General features: G+C 64.8%; 8 protein-coding genes. All 8 read left to right on the top strand.

The genetic code is table 11. From position 1 onward, the window contains the following. The first annotated feature begins 124 nt into the window (after positions 1–124). The 8 genes from CFB35_RS08610 to CFB35_RS08570 all read left to right on the top strand — a co-directional run bounded on the left by CFB35_RS08610 (position 125) and on the right by CFB35_RS08570 (position 17,272). A complete protein-coding gene (locus CFB35_RS08610; RefSeq protein WP_059583409.1) occupies positions 125–2,950 on the top strand; it encodes a TonB-dependent receptor in 2,826 nt (941 codons plus the stop codon). Between the two features lie 240 nt (positions 2,951–3,190). Next, the gene (locus CFB35_RS08605) at positions 3,191–5,071 is read left to right on the top strand and encodes an extracellular solute-binding protein (RefSeq protein ID WP_089464772.1); all 1,881 of its coding nucleotides are present in this window, start codon (positions 3,191–3,193) and stop codon (positions 5,069–5,071) included. A 13-nt stretch (positions 5,072–5,084) separates the two neighbouring features. Beyond that, a complete protein-coding gene (locus tag CFB35_RS08600; protein ID WP_059583406.1) occupies positions 5,085–6,137 on the top strand; it encodes a microcin C ABC transporter permease YejB in 1,053 nt (350 codons plus the stop codon). Continuing rightward, on the top strand, positions 6,091–7,206 hold the full coding sequence (locus tag CFB35_RS08595) for an ABC transporter permease (RefSeq protein WP_059583404.1): 1,116 nt from the start codon (positions 6,091–6,093) through the stop codon (positions 7,204–7,206). Before CFB35_RS08600 ends, CFB35_RS08595 begins: the two co-directional genes overlap by 47 nt. Beyond that, positions 7,203–8,846, top strand: coding sequence for an ABC transporter ATP-binding protein (locus CFB35_RS08590; protein ID WP_059583403.1), 1,644 nt, complete (start codon positions 7,203–7,205; stop codon positions 8,844–8,846). The genes CFB35_RS08595 and CFB35_RS08590 overlap by 4 nt, the downstream gene beginning before the upstream one ends. 46 nt (positions 8,847–8,892) lie before the next feature. Continuing rightward, entirely contained in the window at positions 8,893–12,060 is a 3,168-nt protein-coding gene (locus CFB35_RS08585) for a multidrug efflux RND transporter permease subunit (RefSeq protein ID WP_089464771.1), read from the top strand. Between the two features lie 763 nt (positions 12,061–12,823). After that, positions 12,824–15,544, top strand: coding sequence for a TonB-dependent siderophore receptor (locus CFB35_RS08580; protein WP_059583399.1), 2,721 nt, complete (start codon positions 12,824–12,826; stop codon positions 15,542–15,544). Between the two features lie 327 nt (positions 15,545–15,871). Continuing rightward, positions 15,872–17,272 carry an ISNCY family transposase gene (locus tag CFB35_RS08570; RefSeq protein ID WP_059578342.1) on the top strand — a complete coding sequence of 467 codons (1,401 nt, stop codon included), beginning with the start codon at positions 15,872–15,874 and terminating at the stop codon, positions 17,270–17,272. Positions 17,273–17,487: the final 215 nt, after the last annotated feature.

The raw sequence follows: 17,487 nt of genomic DNA, 5'->3' as shown, positions 1-17,487 counted from the left end.
AGTCGTGGCGGTCGGAAGGGTGGCTATTGCGGGTTCCGTTACACGGGCGCCCAGGACGCGCAAGGAATTCACAAGGTTCCGGCGTACAGCAGGTGGGGTCTTACTACGAGCGAGAGGGAACGAGATGAAGCAGAGAGTATTGGCGTTGGCCATCAAGAGGATAGTCTGGGCGGAACTGGCGCTGACGGCCGCGCTGGTGCCGCCGGCGTTTGCCCAGAGCCAGCCGGCGCCAGGCGCCGCATCGATCGCGGATGCGGTCGCGAATGGCGCACCCGTGACCGTTGCGCAGGCGAACGGTACGGCGGGCGCTGTCGCCGCCACGGGCGCCGCGGCATCCGGTGCGGCAGCCGAGGCGACGCCGGCCGCTCCCGGCGCGAACGGACAGGGCAAGGTCGCGCAGATCAAGCGGTTCGAAGTGACGGGTTCGCTGATCCGGCAGGCCGACAAGGTCGGCTTCAACCAGGTTCAGACCATCACGAGCAAGGACATCGAGAACAGCGGCCACACCAGCGTCGCCGACTACCTGCGCAGCACCTCGGCGAATTCGGCAAGCAGCTGGAGCGAAGGGACGACGAACAGCTTCGCGCCGGGCGGCGCAGGCATCGCATTGCGCGGCCTCAGCGAGAAGTACACGCTGGTGCTGATCGACGGCATGCGGGTGTCACCGTATGCGTTCGCGGTGAACGGCAGCGATCAGTTCTTCGACCTGAACACGCTGCCGCTGAACATCATCGACCGAATCGAAATCGTCAAGACAGGCGCGGTGTCTCAGTATGGTTCCGACGCAATCGCGGGCGTGGTGAACATCATCACGAAGAAAAACTTCCAGGGTCTCGAGCTGGGAGGCAGCTACGGCGGTGCGACGAACGGTGAAGGCGGCCAGGGCACGACGAAGTTCAGCATCCTCGGCGGCTTCGGCGACCTGAACGCCGACCGCTTCAACGTGACGGCGGCGCTCAGCTACTACAAGTCGAACGGCATCTCGATCGCCGATCGCGACATGACGCAGAACCAGGATTTCTCCAATTTCCCGGGCGGCCTGTCGAACCAGAGCGTGTCGTACTGGCGCAATCCGGCCACCGGCGCGAAGGTGCCGCTGAGCCCGTGTCCGAACGGCGGTCAGGCCGTGCCGGGCACCTCCGTCGCGCAGGTCAACGGTCCCGGCACGGTCTGCGCAAACAACACCGCGTACGCATCGTCGCTGTCACCGTGGACTGAACGCCTGAGCGCGAAGGTGCACGCTGACTTCAAGATCAGCGACGCGATGCAGGCGTTCGCCGATCTCTGGGAAAGCAACAATACGACGGTCACGAACAACTTCGTCGGCCGCCTCGGCAACAGCACGCAGACCTATGATCCGGCGACGGGCGGTCTCAACCCGATTTCGAACCTCGTGCCGGGCAGCAACCCGTATAACCCGTTTGGCGTGCCGGCCAAGCTGGTTTATGCATTCCCGGCCACGCAGGCCGTGCATACGAGCTCCAACTTCTGGCGTGCCGCGACGGGTGTGAAAGGATCGTTCAGCACGCCGCGCGTGGGTGACTGGGACTGGACGGCGTCCTACACGCATTCGCAGAACACGGTGTCGAACAACTATTCGAACCTGATCAACGCGGCCGCGCTCGAAAATATCGTCCAGAACGGCGTATTCAACTTCGCGAATCCATCGTCGACACCGAACGGGTTGAACGGGCTGTACGGAAGCACGTCGACGCAGGCCATCACGAAGCTCGACGCCGTCGATGCGACGCTGTCGACGCCGAACCTGTTCACGTTGCCCACGGGTAACGTCGGTCTGGGTCTCGGTACGCAATTCACGCACCAGAGCCAATACATCGGGACGGGCGCGGACTACGCGAACGGCACGCTCATCCAGCCGTCGCTGCAATCGGTCAACGGCGAGCGCAACGTCGCGGCGGTCTACTACCAGATCGACATTCCCATCCTGAAGAACCTGACGTTCAGCCAGTCGGGGCGCTACGATCACTACAGCGACTTCGGTGGCGCGTTCTCGCCGCGCTTCGCGTTGCGCTTCCAGCCGATCCGCGAGCTGACGATGTACGGTTCGTACAACCGTGGCTTCCGCGCGCCGACGCTGATCGAAAACACCTCGTCGAGGACCTACGCCGCGCAGGGCGCGGTCGATTCGAACGATCCTAACAATCCGAACGCATACAACCTCGTCGAGGAAGTGCAGGCCGGTAACAGCAAGCTGCAGCCGGAGCGGACCAAGAACTACAACATCGGCTTCCAGCTGTCGCCCACCCGCAATACCGATTTCGGCTTCGACTGGTACAAGATCCACATCGACAACGTGATCGGCACGGAAGACATCCAGACGGTGGTCGACCAGAACGATCCGTCGAAGGTGATCCGTAATCCGAATGGTTCGATCGCGTATGTCGTGCTGCCGTACATGAACCTGTCGTCGCTCGATACGGACGGCTTCGAGACCACCTTCCGCCAATCGGTGTCGACCAAGATCGGTACTTTCACGCTGTCGGGCGACTGGGCCTACGTGTGGCACTTCAAGATGCCGGTGGGCGGCGAGACGACCGACTTCGCGGGCAACAACGGTTCGCTGAACGAGCCGTTCGGCGGCAGCTTCCCGCGCTGGAAGGGCAACACGAGTCTGAACTGGAACTACCACAACCAATGGAACGCGACGTTGACGTGGATGTTCACGGGACCGTACAGCCAGGCCATCCTGTCGCCGGGCCAATATCCGAACATGCAGGACAGCGTGGCGTCGTACAGCCAGTTCAACCTGATGGTCAGCTACACCGGCTTCAAGCATTGGACGATCTACGCGGGCATCGACAACATCTTCAATCGTGCGCCGCCGTTCGACCCGGTTTTCATGAACGCGAGCTACCAGACGGGCTACGACACGTCGCTGTACACGTATGTCGGTCGATTCGCGCAGGTTGGCGCGACCTACAAGTTCTGATGCCGATTGCGATGCACGGATGGGCTTTAGACCGGCCGCTCCACGTCCACCTCCCCATTTTTTGGAGCGGCCCTTTTTCGCCTGGCGCCACGACGGCCTGCAACCGGGACGTGCGGCGATGCAGTTCGCAGGCGCGTTTTCAGCACGAACAACCAGTGGGATGCAGGTGGCACGCGGCATCCTGCACCGGCATCTACCGCGCGCAGGCATCACGCCCGCACGCTTTCGGACAGACCGACCATGAAACTGTTGAAATGGCGATGGACAGGCGTGCCGCGCGCGGCGCTGTTCGCATGCGTCGTGCTGCTCGTGTCGGGTAGCGCCATGCCACGTGCGGCGCTCGCGGTGTCGGCGATCGCGCAATACGATCAGCCGAAGTACCCGACCAATTTCGCGCATTTCGATTATGCCGATCCCGACGCGCCGGACACCGGCACGCTCAATTTCGAAAACTACGACACAGCGCAGAGCTACGACTCGCTGAACCCGTTCCTCGTGCGCGGCTCGCCCGCGCCGGACATCAAGAACCTGATGTTCGACACGCTGATGCAGCGCAGCTGGGACGAGCTCGCGTCCGAATACGCGCTGATCGCCGACGACGTCGAGGTGGCGCCCGACGGGCTGTCGGCCACGTTCCACATCAATCCGGCCGCGCGCTTCTCGAACGGCGACGCGATCACCGCGGCGGACGTCAAGTATTCGTTCGACACGCTGACGAGCCCGCAGGCGTCGCCGATCTACAACGCGCAGTTCTCCATCATCAAGCGCGCGGTGGTGATCGACCGGCACGCGATCCGCTTCGAATTCCAGCACGCGGAGCGCGACGCGGCGCTGATCGCGGGCGACCTGCCGGTGTTCTCGCCGAAGTGGGGGCAGCGCGCGGACGGTACGCGGCCGCCGTTCGACCAGATCGCGAACGTGCCGCCGATCGCGAGCGGCGCGTACCTGATCGAGCAGCGCAGGAACGACAAGCAGATCACGTACGTGCGCAACCCGCACTACTGGGCCGCGAACCTGCCGTCGCGGCGCGGGATGTTCCGCTTCGCACGCGTGTCGTTCAAGTTGTACCTCGACCAGTACACGGCGCTCGAGGCGTTCAAGGCCGGCGACGTGGACGCGCGGGTGGAGTACAGCTCGACGCAGTGGGCGCGCAAGTACGTCGGCAAGAATTTCCGCAACGGGCTGCTGAAGAAGGGTGAATTCCCGGATGGCCCCGCGCAGATGCAGGGTTTCCTGATGAACCTGCGCAAGCCGATGTTCCAGGACGTACGCGTGCGGCATGCGCTCGCGCTGGCATTCGACTTCGACTGGATGAGCCGGATGATGTTCTACGGGCAGTATCGCCGCACCAACAGCTTCTGGGACGCGAGCCCGTTCGCGGCATCCGGCATGCCGAGCGCGAAGGAACTCGCATTGCTGGAGCCGTTCCGGTCGACGTTGCCGCCGGAGGTGTTCGGCCCGATGGTCAAACAGCCGTCGACGCTGCCGCCCGGCTCGCTGCGCGCGAACCTCAGGCAAGCGCGCGACCTGCTCGCGCAGGCCGGTTGGCACTATCGCGACGGCGCGCTGCGCGACGCGAACGGCACGCCGATGACGATCGAGATCATCGACGACGAGCCCGGCATGGATCGTCTGATCCTGCCGTACACGCAGGCGCTCGCGACGCTCGGCATCCACGCGTACCTGCACGAGATCGACAGCGCGCTCCACCAGAAGCGGCTCGACAATTTCGAGTACGACATGACGACGTATATCTACTCGCCCGTGACGATCCCCGGCGCGGAGCTGACGCGCCGCTTCGGCAGCGCAGCCGCCTCGCAGCCCGGCTCGGAGAACTATCCGGGCGTGAAGTCGAAGGCCGTCGACGCGCTGATCCGCGCGGCGCTCGCGGCAGATACGCTCGACGATCTCGAGACGGCCACGCACGCCCTCGACCGCGTGCTGATCAACCTGTACGTGCTGGTCCCGCAGTACTACCTGCCGAACGCGCGGATCGCATACAAGACGACGCTCGGCCATCCGGCGGTCGTGCCGGCTTCCTATCAGTACGAGGACTGGATCGTCGACTACTGGTACGTGAAGAAGCCGGCCGCACGACCACAACCCGCTCCGGCGGCCTGACGGGGGAGCAACGATGCTGGCATACATAGTGAGGCGGCTGCTGCTGATGATTCCGACGCTGATCGGCGTCGTGACGATCACATTCGCGGTCACGCAGTTCGTGCCGGGTGGCCCGGTGGAGCAAATGCTCGCGCAGTTGCGCCACGGCAGCGCGCGTGGAGGCGACGCGGGCGGAGGCGGGGGCGGCTACCACGGCAGCCAGGGTGTCGATCCGCAGCAGATCGAGCAGATCCGCAAGCAGTTCGGTTTCGACAAGCCGCCGCTCGAACGCTACGCGCTGATGCTGAAAAGCTACGCGACGTTCGACCTCGGGCAATCCTATTTCGCGCACCGCAGCGTATGGGCGGTGATCCGCTCGAAGTTGCCGGTGTCGATCACGCTCGGGCTGTGGACGGTAATTCTCACGTATCTCGTGTCGGTGCCGCTCGGCATCGCGAAGGCGGTGCGCAACGGCTCGCGGTTCGACACCGTGACGAGCGTGCTGGTGCTGACCGGCTACGCCGTGCCGGGCTTCGTGCTCGGCGTGCTGCTGCTGATGCTGTTCGGCGGCGGCACGTTCTGGCAGGTGTTCCCGATGCGCGGGCTCACGTCGGACAACTTCGACGACCTGACGCTGATCGGCCAGATCCTCGACTATCTGTGGCACATCGCGATGCCGGTCACCGCGTCGGTCGTCGGCAATTTCGCGATCGTCACGATTCTCACGAAGAACACGTTCCTCGAGGAAATCGGCCGGCAATACGTGCTGACCGCGCGCGCGAAGGGCGCGCCGGAGCGCGACGTATTGTGGAAGCACGTGCTGCGCAATGCGGCGATTCCGCTGCTCACCGGGCTGCCGGCGGCATTCGTCGGCGCGTTCCTGAACGGCAACCTGCTGATCGAGACGCTGTTCTCGCTCGACGGGATGGGGCAACTGTCGTACGACTCGGTGATCCGCCGCGACTATCCGGTCGTGCTCGGCTCGCTGTTCCTGTTCACCCTGATCGGTCTGCTGACCAAGCTTATCGCGGATATCTGCTATGTCCTCGTCGACCCCCGTATCCAGTTCAGCCGGCTGGACCACTGATCCGGCCGCCGTCGCGTGCGCGGCGTCGCCGTCGCCGTGGCGACGCACGTGGCTGCGGTTTCGCGCGCAGCGGCTCGGCTACTGGAGCCTCGTGATCTTTGCCACGCTGTTCGCACTCAGCCTGCTGGCCGACGGATTGTCGAACGACCGGCCGCTCGTGGTGCGCTATGACGGGCACCTCTATTTCCCGATCGTGAAAGACTATCCGGAGACGCAGTTCGGCGGCGATTTCCCGGCGAAGACCAACTATCTCGATCCGTACATCCGCGCGAAGATCGAGTCGCACGGCAACTTCGCGATCTACCCGCCGAACCGCTACCGCTACGACACGATCGATTATTTCGCGTCGCGGCCGTACCCGGCGCCGCCGTCCGCGAGCAACTGGCTCGGCACCGACCAGTTCGGCCGCGACGTGCTCGCGCGGCTGCTGTACGGATTTCGGCTGTCGGTGCTGATGGCGTTCGCGCTGACGGTCTCGGGCGTCGCGATCGGCGTGCTGACGGGCGCGCTGCAGGGCTTCCACGGCGGACGTACCGATCTCGTCGGGCAACGCCTGATCGAGATCTGGAGCGCGCTGCCCGACCTGTACCTGCTGATCATCTTCGCGTCGATCTTCGAACCGTCGCTGTGGCTGCTGTTCATCCTGCTGTCGATGTTCGGCTGGCTCGTGCTGTCCGACTACGTGCGCGCGGAGTTCCTGCGCAACCGCGCGCTCGACTACGTGAAGGCCGCGCGCACGATGGGGCTGTCGAACTGGCAGATCATGTGGCGGCACGTGCTGCCGAACAGCCTGACGCCGGTGATCACGTTCCTGCCGTTCCGGATGAGCGCGGCGATCCTGTCGCTGACGAGCCTCGACTTCCTCGGCCTCGGCGTGCAGCCGCCGACGCCGAGCCTCGGCGAGCTGCTGCAGGAAGGCAAGAACTACCTCGACGCGTGGTGGATCTCGATCTCCGCGTTCTCGGCGCTGGTCGTCACGCTGCTGCTGCTCACGTTCATGGGCGACGCGCTGCGCAACGCGCTCGACATGCGCGCGCGCGGCTCGGCCTTCGGCGGGGAGCAACGATGACGACGCCATTGTTGGAGATCCGCCAGTTCTCCGCGCACTTCGGCGCGAAAGCCGCCGTGCAGGACCTTGACCTCGCGGTCGCGCGCGGCGAGCGCGTGGCGCTCGTCGGCGAGTCCGGCTCGGGCAAGAGCGTGACGGCGCTGTCGATTCTGCGGCTCGCGCAGCAGGCGACGCTGTCGGGCCAGATGCTGTTCGACGGCGAGGATCTGCTCGCGAAGACCGAGCAGCAGATGCGCGGCATCCGCGGCGCCGATATCGCGATGGTGTTCCAGGAGCCGATGACGGCACTCAACCCGTTGTATACGATCGGCAAGCAGATCGCCGAGAGCCTGCGGCTGCACGAGGGGCTGCGAGCGGGCGACGCGCGCGAGCGCGGCATCGCGCTGCTGCGGCGCACCGGAATTCCGGAGCCGGAACGGCGCATCGACAGTTTTCCGCACCAGTTGTCGGGCGGCCAGCGGCAGCGCGCGATGATCGCGATGGCGCTCGCGTGCCGGCCGCGGCTGTTGCTCGCGGACGAGCCGACGACGGCGCTCGACGTGACGGTGCGCCAGCAGATCGTCGACCTGCTGATCGAGCTGCAGGAGCAGGAGGCCGCCGCGCGCGGGATGGCCGTGCTGCTGATCACGCACGACCTGAATCTCGTGCGGCGCTTCGCGCAGCGCGTGGCCGTGATGGAGCGGGGCGTGCTCGTCGAGACGAACACGACCGGCGCGCTGTTCGCCGCGCCGCGGCACGCGTACACGCGCCGGCTGCTCGACAGCGCGCCGCAACGCGCGGTCGAGCCGGTCGCGGCCGACGCGCGGACGATCCTCGATGTCCAGCAGCTTGCCGTCGATTACCGCATCGCGGCGAAGGGTTGGCGCGCGGCGTTCGGCAAGACGGCGTTCCGGGCCGTGCACGACGTGAAGCTGAGCCTGCGGCGCGGCGAGACGCTCGGGATCGTCGGCGAATCGGGGTCGGGGAAATCGACGCTGGCGGCGGCCGTGCTCGGCCTGCAGCGGCCGGCGTCGGGCGGCATCGAGATCGACGGCATGCCGCTGGCGTCGCTGCGCACGACACGCGGCCGGCGCGCGCTGTACGGCCGCATGCAGGTCGTGTTCCAGGATCCGTTCGGCTCGCTGTCGCCGCGCATGACGGTCGAGCAGATCGTCGGCGAGGGGCTCGCCGTGCACCGGCCGACGGTGGCCGGCGCCGCGCGGCGCGCGCGCGTCGCGGCCTTGCTGCAGGAGGTCGGCCTGCCGGCCGAGGCAATGCTTCGCTATCCACACGAATTTTCCGGCGGCCAGCGCCAGCGCATCGCGATCGCGCGCGCGCTGGCGGTGGAGCCTGAGTTGCTGGTGCTGGACGAGCCGACGAGCGCACTCGACGTGTCGATCCAGAAGCAGGTGCTGAATCTGCTGACGAATCTGCAAAAGAAGTATGAACTGAGCTATCTGTTCATCACGCACGATCTCGCGGTGATGCGTGCGATGGCCCATCGGGTCATCGTGATGAAGGCGGGGCGCGTGGTCGAGGAGGGCGATACGCTCGACGTGTTGCACGCGCCGTCCCACCCGTATACGCAGGCGCTGCTCGCGTCGTCGATGCTCGCGCCGGAACCGGGGCCGCGGCAGCGGGAAGGGGACGCGGATGATTGACGTGAAGCGGGCGCGGCGCGCCCGCACCGTTCGCTGACGCACGCCGATGCCGTCGTTCTTCATCGACCGCCCGGTGTTTGCGTGGATCGTCGCGCTCGCGATCGTCGTCGCGGGCGTGCTCGCCATTCCGCAATTGCCGGTCGCGCAGTATCCGCGCCTTGCGCCGCCACGCGTCGTGATCACGGCGGCCTATCCGGGCGCGTCGACCGAGACGGTCGACGGCGCCGTCGGCAGCATCATCGAGGAAAGCCTCGACGGCGCCGACGGGCTGCAGTACTACGAAACGAGCAGCGACGGTCACGGCAATCTCGAGATCGACGTGACGTTCGCGCCCGGCACGGATCCGGACATCGCGCTCGTCGACGTCAACAACCGGCTGAAGCAGGTCGAGCCGCGGCTGCCGCAGCAGGTCGTGCAGCAGGGCATCGGCGTGTTCAAGGCCGCCAACACGTTCCTGATGCTCGTCACGCTGACGTCGACCGACGGCACGCGCGACTCCGCCCAGCTCGGCGACTATCTGAACCGTTACGTGCTGCGCGAACTGAAGCGTGCGCCGGGCGTCGGCGCGGCCCAGCTGTGGGACGCCGACGAGGCGCTGCGGGTCTGGCTCGATCCGAACAAGTTGCGCGAATACGACCTCGGCGCCGACGACGTGATCGCCGCGATCGGCGTGCAGAACGCGACGGTCACGGCCGGCGCGATCGGCGATGCGCCGTTCGAGCGCGGCCAGCAGCTCACCGCGACGATCGTCGTCAAGGGGCAACTGACGTCGCCGGAGGAGTTCGGCCGGATCGTGCTGAAGTCGAAGCAGGACGGTTCGGTGGTGCGTGTCGCCGACGTCGCCCGCGTCGAAATCGGCCGCGACGACTATTCGTTCTATTCCCGGCTGAACGGCCGCCCGGCGGCTACCGTCGGGATCCAGCTCGGCCCGCGCGGCAACGCGCTCCAGACGTCGAACGCGATTCGGGCGCGGCTTGCCGAGCTGTCGAAGACGCTGCCGCCGGGCGTCGCGGTCGAGATTCCATTCGACGGCGCGCATTTCGTGACGATCGCCCTTCGGGAAGTCGTGCTGACGCTCGTCGAGGCCGTCGTGCTGGTGTTCTGCGTGATGTGGCTGTTCCTGCGCGAGCTGCGCTACACGCTCGTGCCGACCGTCGTGATTCCGGTCACGCTGATGGGCGCGTTCGTCGCGATGTGGGCGTTCGGGCTGTCGATCAACGTGTTCACGATGTTCGGCCTCGTGCTGGCGATCGGCATTCTCGTCGACGATGCGATCGTCGTGGTCGAGAGCGTGCACCGCGTGATGGAGGAGGGCGTGTCGCCGCGCGAGGCGACGCGCCTCGCGATGAAGCGGATCGGCGGGGCGATCGTCGGCGTGACGGCGGTGCTGACGGCCGTGTTCGTGCCGATGGCGTTCTTCCCGGGCAGCGTCGGCGGCATTTACCGGCAGTTCGCGGTGTCGATGATCGCGTCGATGCTCGTGTCGTCGTTCATGGCGCTGTCGCTCACGCCGGCGCTGTGCGCGAATCTGCTGAAACCGGTCGGCCGTCGCGAAGGCGCCCACGTGCCGCGACGCAGCCTCGGCGCGCGCCTGGCCGACCGCTTCGGCGTCGCGTTCGCGCGGGCCGAGGCCGGCTATCGGCGCGTGACCGTGTCGGCGGTACGCCGCACGGGCACGGTCGCGGGCCTCTATGCCGCGCTCGTGGCCGTGTGCGGGCTGCTGTCCTGGATGATGCCGGGCGGCTTCCTGCCGACCGAAGACCAGGGGCAACTGCAGGTGATGATCCAGTTGCCGGCTGGCGCGACGCAAGCGCGCACGGTGGCGGTCGTCCAGCGCGTCGAGGCGATTCTGCGCGCGGAGCGGGCCGTCGCGAACGTGACGAGCGTGATCGGCTGGAGTTTCGCGGGCAGCGGACAGAACGTCGCGATGGCATTCGTCGAGTTGAAGGACTGGACGCAGCGCGACGTCGATGCGATGACGTTGCGTGATCGCCTCAACCGGCGCTTCGACGGGATTCTCGACGGCGACGTACAAGCGACGCTGCCGCCATCGGTGCCCGGCCTCGGTCACGCGGACGGCTTCACGTTCCGTCTCGAGGATCGTGGCGGGGTCGGGCTCGACACGCTGAAGGCCGCTCGCGAGCAGATGGCCGCGCGCGCGAAGGCGGACCCGGCGCTCGCGTCCGTGCATTTCGAGGACTTGCCCGATGCGCCGCGCATCGAGCTCGACGTCGATCGCGCGAAGGCGTATGCGCTTGGCGTGCCGTTCGAGCGTATCGCGGGGCTGCTCGGCGGTACGTTCGGCTCGAACTACATCAACGATTTTCCGGCGTCGGGCCGGATGCGCCGCGTGATCATCGAGGCAGATCCGGCCGCACGCGCGACCGACGCGCAACTGATGGCGCTGACGGTGCCCAACCGCACGGGGGACATGGTGCCGCTGTCGGCCATCGCCGCGCCGCACTGGACGGTCGGCCCCGTGATGCTGAATCGCTACGACGGCTATCCGTCGCTCGACGTCAGCGGCCGGGCGGCGACCCACACCAGTTCGGGCGCGGCGATGACGGAGATGGAGCGGCTTGCCGCGATGCTGCCGGCCGGGATCGGCTACGACTGGGTGGACGCGGCGCGCGAGGAGCGGATCGCCGCGCGGCAGACGCCGCTGCTGGTCGGGTTGTCGGTGCTCGCGGTGTTCATGGCGCTTGCCGCGCTGTACGAAAGCTGGACGATTCCGTTGTCGGTGCTGACGATCGTGCCGCTCGGCATCGTGGGGGCATTGGCGGCGGCGCTCGCGCGCGGGATGCCGAACGACGTGTACTTCAAGGTCGGGATGATTACCGTGATCGGGTTGTCAGCGAAGAATGCAATTCTGATCGTGCAGTTCGCGCGTGAGCTCGTCGGGCGCGGCGTGCCGCTGCGGCAGGCGGTGGTGGAGGCGGCGGCTGCGCGGTTTCGGCCGATCGTGATGACGTCGATGGCGTTTCTGCTCGGCGTCGTGCCGTTGGTGCTGGCGACCGGCGCGGGTGCGGAAAGCCGGCGTTCGATCGGAATCGGCGCGTTCGGGGGCGTGCTGGCGGCGACAGTGTTCGGGCTGGTGTTCGCGCCGGTGGCGTTTCGGGTAGTCGTGTCCATAGGCCGGCGCGGGCGGCATGCGGCGGTGACGAAGCGCGACGCGCAGCGCGTGGAAACGCCCGGGAATCTGGAGACCGATTGATGGTCGCGACGGGTGTTCCACACGAAGGCTGTCAACTCGCCGGTGCGCGACGCCGCGCACGTGCGCGAAGAGCTGCTCCATCAAGAGTCCGATCTGTTCTCAGGATGAGTGCCCGCTCTTTGCTAAACAAAAAAGTTTTGGCTGACGAGTACCGGCCGTGTGCTCCATTGCGGCGCATTCGCGAGGGGGTGAAAAGCAGCCAAACAAGGAAGACAAGACAACGGTATCGGCTGGTGAACCATATCGCTTTCATTCGGCACCAACCGAGTGCGCTCAATGCACCTAAACAAAGTTATGTGGCATCAAATATTTTTTGACGCATAGATTCTGTCCTGCTATGTTCGCGTCCAACGTAAAACTTTGGTAGTGAACGGTAATGAAGATTCCGTGTATTAAGGCTTTCAAAGTGAAGGCGTAAAGCAGTCATTCAACGAGCGGCTGCCTTTCCTGGCAACGCGTACGGGCTAATTGACGAGGCGCCATGGTGCGAATGTTCCAGGGTGCAGCTTTTTTGCAGCCGTTCGATGCGCGGAAAGATCGAATCATGTAATTAGGTTTCCTAACTCAATAGGGATGCCGTTTCTTGTAATTCAAGTTCATTCGGCGTGGCAGTAGAAGAAATAACGTTGAAAGAAATGAGCGGGCGAACGGAATGGTTGCGATCGCCAGATGATGAATCAGGAAAGCGGGGCAGCGCTATTTAAAGGCCGGCGAATCTCCGTGCATACAAAAAGGTCAGGCCTTGCGACGACAGAGGGGTGTTATGAAACCAACGGCTTTGGGGTCGGCAATACGCAGCATCGTATGGGCTGAAGTCGCGTTGACGGCGGCTTTGGGTACCTCCGCTTACGCGCAGACAACGCCTGTCGACGGGAGCGTCGCCGCCGAGCAAACCGGCAGCGCTGCCGCCGCCGCGCCCGCGCCGGCATCTGGCGCCACCGCGGGCGGGCAGACCGTGAAGAAGCTCGACAAGTTCGAGGTGACGGGCTCGCTGATCCGCACATCCGACAAGGTCGGTCACACCGAAGTGCAGGTCATCACCGCGAAGGAAATCCAGCAAAGCGGATACACGACGGTCGCCGATTTCCTGCGTTCGACCTCGGCCAACTCCGCAAGCAGCTGGGGCCAGACGACGATGAACAGCTCGGCCCCCGGCGGCGCCGGCATGGCGTTGCGCGGGCTCAGCGAGAAATACACGCTCGTGCTCGTCGACGGCCAGCGCGTCGCGAACTATGCGCAGTCGGTGAACTTCACCGACACGTTCTTCGATGTCAACGCGATCCCGCTGAACATGGTGGAGCGCGTCGAGATCGTCAAGACCGGTGCGGTATCCGTCTATGGCTCCGACGCGATCGCGGGCGTCGTCAACATCATTACGAAGAAGAACTTTCAGGGCCTGCAGATCGACGGCCAACTCGGCAAGGCGCAGCATCCGGGCGACGGGCAGGGTAACTTCAGCGTACTGGCCGGCTTCGGCGATCTGAATTCGGACCGCTTCAACGTCACCGCGGCCGCCAGCTATTACCGCGATTCGGGCTCGACGCTCGGCGATCGCGACATGACGTCGGCGCAAGACTTCACGCAATATCCCGGCGGGCTGGCAGCGCCGCTCGGGCCGAACCAGCAATCGTACTGGTCGCTGGCGGACGGCTCCAAGGTGCCGCTTTCGCCGTGCCCGCCGGGCAGCAAGACGAGCGCGACCAATTGCACGTACAACCCGGCCGCGTCGACATCGCTCGTTCCGTCCACGACGCGCCTGAACGCGAAGGTGCGCGCCACCTTCAAGATCGACGACAACACGCAAGCCTATGCGGGCTTCTGGGTGAGCCGCGATGAAACCGTCCAGCTGCAGGGACCGGCCTCGATCTCGAGCACGACGAACGTCTACAACCCGGCGACCGGGTCCGTTTCGCCGCTGCCGCGCACCGTACCGGTGAGCAACCCCTATAACCCGTTCGGTGTGCCGACGGCGATCAACCTGACCTTCCCGGGCAACGTCGTGGGGGCGGACACGGTATCGACGTTCTGGATGGCGAACACGGGCGTCAAAGGTTCGTTCGATGCGGGCAGATTCGGCGCATGGGACTGGTCGGCCGATTACGGTCATTCGCAGAGCACGGTCGATACGACGTATCGCAACCGGATCAACGTCGCGGGCCTCGAGAACATGCTCGCGAACGGCACCTACAACTTCTCGAACCCGGCCGCCACGCCAAACGGCCTGAACGGCGTTTTCACGGACGACGATCAGCAGGCCATCTCGAAGATCGACAGCGTGACAGCCAAGGCCTCGACGTCGAATCTCTTCACGCTGCCCGGCGGCCCGGTCGGCCTGGGCCTGGGCACCGAGTTCCGCCACGAATCGTCGACGATCAACCCGCAGACGCTCGCGTCGCAGGGCGTATCCGCGCCCGCGAACGTGCAGACGGTGGAGGGGTCGCGCAACGTCGCCGCCGCGTTCTACCAGGTCGACATTCCGATCCTGCGCAACCTGACGTTCACGCAGGCGGGCCGCTACGATCACTACAGCGACTTCGGCGGGGCGTTTTCGCCGAGTTTTGCGCTGCGTTTCCAGCCGGTGCAGATGCTGACGACGTATGCATCGTACAGTCGCGGCTTCCGCGCGCCGACCCTCGTCGAAAACTCGCAGGCCGTCTATCTCTCTCACCAGAACCTCGTCGATCCGAACGATCCGAGCGGTGTGCCGACGAAGCACTTCACGACGGAGCAAGTCGCGGGCAATCCGAATCTTCAGCCCGAGCACACGAAGAACTACAACATCGGCTTCCAGCTTTCGCCCGATGCGATGACCGATATCGGCGCGGCGTTCTACAAGGTCCGCATCGACGGCGTCATCGGCACCGACGATCCGAACGCGGTGCTCGTCGCCAACGATCCCTCCCGCGTCGTGCGCAACGCCGACGGATCGGTGCGTTACCTCGTTCAGCATTTCGTGAACCTCGGTGCGCTCGACACCGATGGTTTCGATCTCAACTTCCGCAAGGCGGTGCGCACCAAGTACGGCACGTTCACGCTCGCAGGCGACTGGGCCTATGTGTGGCACTTCAAGCTGCACAGCCCCGGAACTGCACCGCAGGACTTCGCCGGCAACAACCTTGCGCTGCTGCAGCCGTTCGGCGCGAGCAACCCGCGCTGGAAGGGCAACACGAGCCTGAGCTGGGACTACCGGCAGCTGACCACCACGCTGACCTGGCAATACACGGGACCCTATACGAACGCCGTGGCCGCGGAATTCGGCGACGGCGGTACGGGATCGGTGGCGTCGTACAGCCAGTTCAACCTCATGTTCAACTATCGCGGCTTCAAGCATTGGACGATTTACGGCGGCATCACGAACCTCTTCGACAAGAAGCCGCCGTTCGACGTCGAGTGGCAAGCCGTGCCCGACATCACTGGCTATGACCAGTCGCTCTACACGGACCTTGGCCGCTTCTTCCAGATCGGGGCGACGTACCGGTTCTGACAGGGAGGAAACCGCCAGGCGGCAACCGGTCCCGGCGCGCGGCCCGCGCCGGGACGACGAGGAATGAGCTGGACTGGCAGGCGGCTTTACTCAAGGCAAGGGCGGAGGTGCAAGGTTCGAATGCGAGGATGCTTGGCTAGCAGCACGCCGTGCAGTCGACTTTATCGTATTTGACATAATCATAATTATCGATAGTTCACGTGTAAGAGCAAAGTAGTAATGTCGCATCTGGGCAAAGTTGAAATGTCGTAGTTCGAGGGTTTCGGCGCATGCTGGCGGCGGTTCGAACTGCCGGAGCGCATCGTGGGCCAACCTGGACTGATCACCATGAGCATGCGGGAGCTGGATCGTCTGAAGGTCGTGGAAGCCGTGATCGAGCAGCGTCTGATGCCTTGGCGAGCCGCGGAGCGACTTGGGATCAGTCGACGGCAGATTGAACGGCTGGTCGCCCGGTATCGCGCCGCTGGCCCGGTCGGGCTGGTTTCGCAGCGTCGTGGCCACGCCAGCAACCATCAGTTGCCTGAGGATCTCGCTCATCGCGCCTTGAGCCTGATTCGTGAGCGCTACGCCGATTTTGGGCCGACGCTGGCCTGCGAGAAGCTCTGGGAGTGCCATGGGCTGCAGTTGTCGAAGGAAACGGTCAGAAGGCTGATGACAGACGCTGGGCTCTGGATTCCGCGCCGGCAACGGCCGCCCAAGGTCTACCAGCCGCGAGCGCGCCGGGCCTGCCTGGGCGAACTGATCCAGATCGACGGTAGCGATCATCGATGGTTCGAGGAACGGGCGCCGGCCTGCACGCTGCTGGTGTACGTCGACGACGCGACGAGCCGGTTGATGCATCTGCACTTTACGGCGACCGAATCGACCTTCAGCTACTTCGAGGCCACGCGGGCGTATCTGGAGCGTTACGGCAAGCCGGTGGCGTTCTATAGCGACAAGTACAGCGTGTTCCGCAGCGCAACCGCGGGCAAGACCGGCAGCAGCGTGACGCAGTTTGGCCGGGCCATGTATGAATTGAACATCGACACGTTCTGCGCGAACAGCAGCTCGGCCAAGGGACGTGTCGAGCGAGCACACCTGACGCTGCAGGACCGGCTGGTCAAGGAGATGCGATTGCGCGGCATCAGCACGGTGGCCGACGCCAATGCTTATGTGCCCTCCTTCATCGTCATGTATAACGCGCGCTTCGCCAAGCCACCGCGCAGCGACTTCAATGCGCACCGGCCGCTGCGAGGTGACGAGAATCTGGACCAATTGCTGACCTGGCGCGAAACGCGCCGAGTTTCGAAGTCGCTGACGGTGCTGTACGACCGGGTGCTGTATCTGTTGGACGATACGCTCGAGAATCGGAAGCTGATTCATCGCTACATCGACGTCTGGGAGTACCCGGATGGCCGGGTCGAAATACGGACCGATGGCGAGGTATTGCGATGTCGCCTTTACGACAAGCTGGCAGAGGTCGATCAAGGCGCGATCATCGAGCACAAGCGTCTGAGTCACGCACTGCAGGTGGCTGAAGCGGTTCAGGCGCAGCGTGATAACCGGCGGATCTCGGGTTCCCCGTCGCGAGCCAATCGAGGGCTACCGGTACGAGCCAAGGCATCGTTACCCGGTGCCAAGAAACAGCGTGCGTTCACGGAAGCTGATATCGAAGCAGCCATCTTGCAGGTCGCTTCACAAACACATCAATCTGAATCGAATCGGCGGTCTGCGAAGGCCCGCGGGTGAACGTAAGCGCCCTGCTGCTTCAGGCCTGGCACTTCAACGCTGAAGGATGGAAAGCCGATGAAACATGCGACATCTGTATTTAGCTGGCGCTACGACATCTGAATCCGGGTATGACATCACGTTGTAGCGGCTAGATAGAAATGTCCGCTTTTGGCTACATAGAGATGTCCGCATTCGGGCCGCGTAAGCTGACCGGCGGCCGGCTGGTCATCGGT

Origin of the sequence: Burkholderia sp. AU16482 (assembly GCF_002223285.1) — a bacterium.
Taxonomy (GTDB): Bacteria; Pseudomonadota; Gammaproteobacteria; order Burkholderiales; family Burkholderiaceae; genus Burkholderia; species Burkholderia semiarida.
The sequence above is the reverse complement of the archived record's forward strand: the minus strand, read 5'-3'. Positions and strand labels throughout refer to the sequence as shown.

Excerpts from the sequence above, each read along its gene's own strand:
- CFB35_RS08610 (WP_059583409.1), top strand. The coding sequence starts at position 125 with ATGAAGCAGAGAGTATTGGCGTTGGCCATCAAGAGGATAGTCTGGGCG.
- CFB35_RS08605 (WP_089464772.1), top strand. The coding sequence starts at position 3,191 with ATGAAACTGTTGAAATGGCGATGGACAGGCGTGCCGCGCGCGGCGCTG.
- CFB35_RS08600 (WP_059583406.1), top strand. The coding sequence starts at position 5,085 with ATGCTGGCATACATAGTGAGGCGGCTGCTGCTGATGATTCCGACGCTG.
- CFB35_RS08595 (WP_059583404.1), top strand. The coding sequence starts at position 6,091 with ATGTCCTCGTCGACCCCCGTATCCAGTTCAGCCGGCTGGACCACTGAT.
- CFB35_RS08590 (WP_059583403.1), top strand. The coding sequence starts at position 7,203 with ATGACGACGCCATTGTTGGAGATCCGCCAGTTCTCCGCGCACTTCGGC.
- CFB35_RS08585 (WP_089464771.1), top strand. The coding sequence starts at position 8,893 with ATGCCGTCGTTCTTCATCGACCGCCCGGTGTTTGCGTGGATCGTCGCG.
- CFB35_RS08580 (WP_059583399.1), top strand. The coding sequence starts at position 12,824 with ATGAAACCAACGGCTTTGGGGTCGGCAATACGCAGCATCGTATGGGCT.
- CFB35_RS08570 (WP_059578342.1), top strand. The coding sequence starts at position 15,872 with ATGAGCATGCGGGAGCTGGATCGTCTGAAGGTCGTGGAAGCCGTGATC.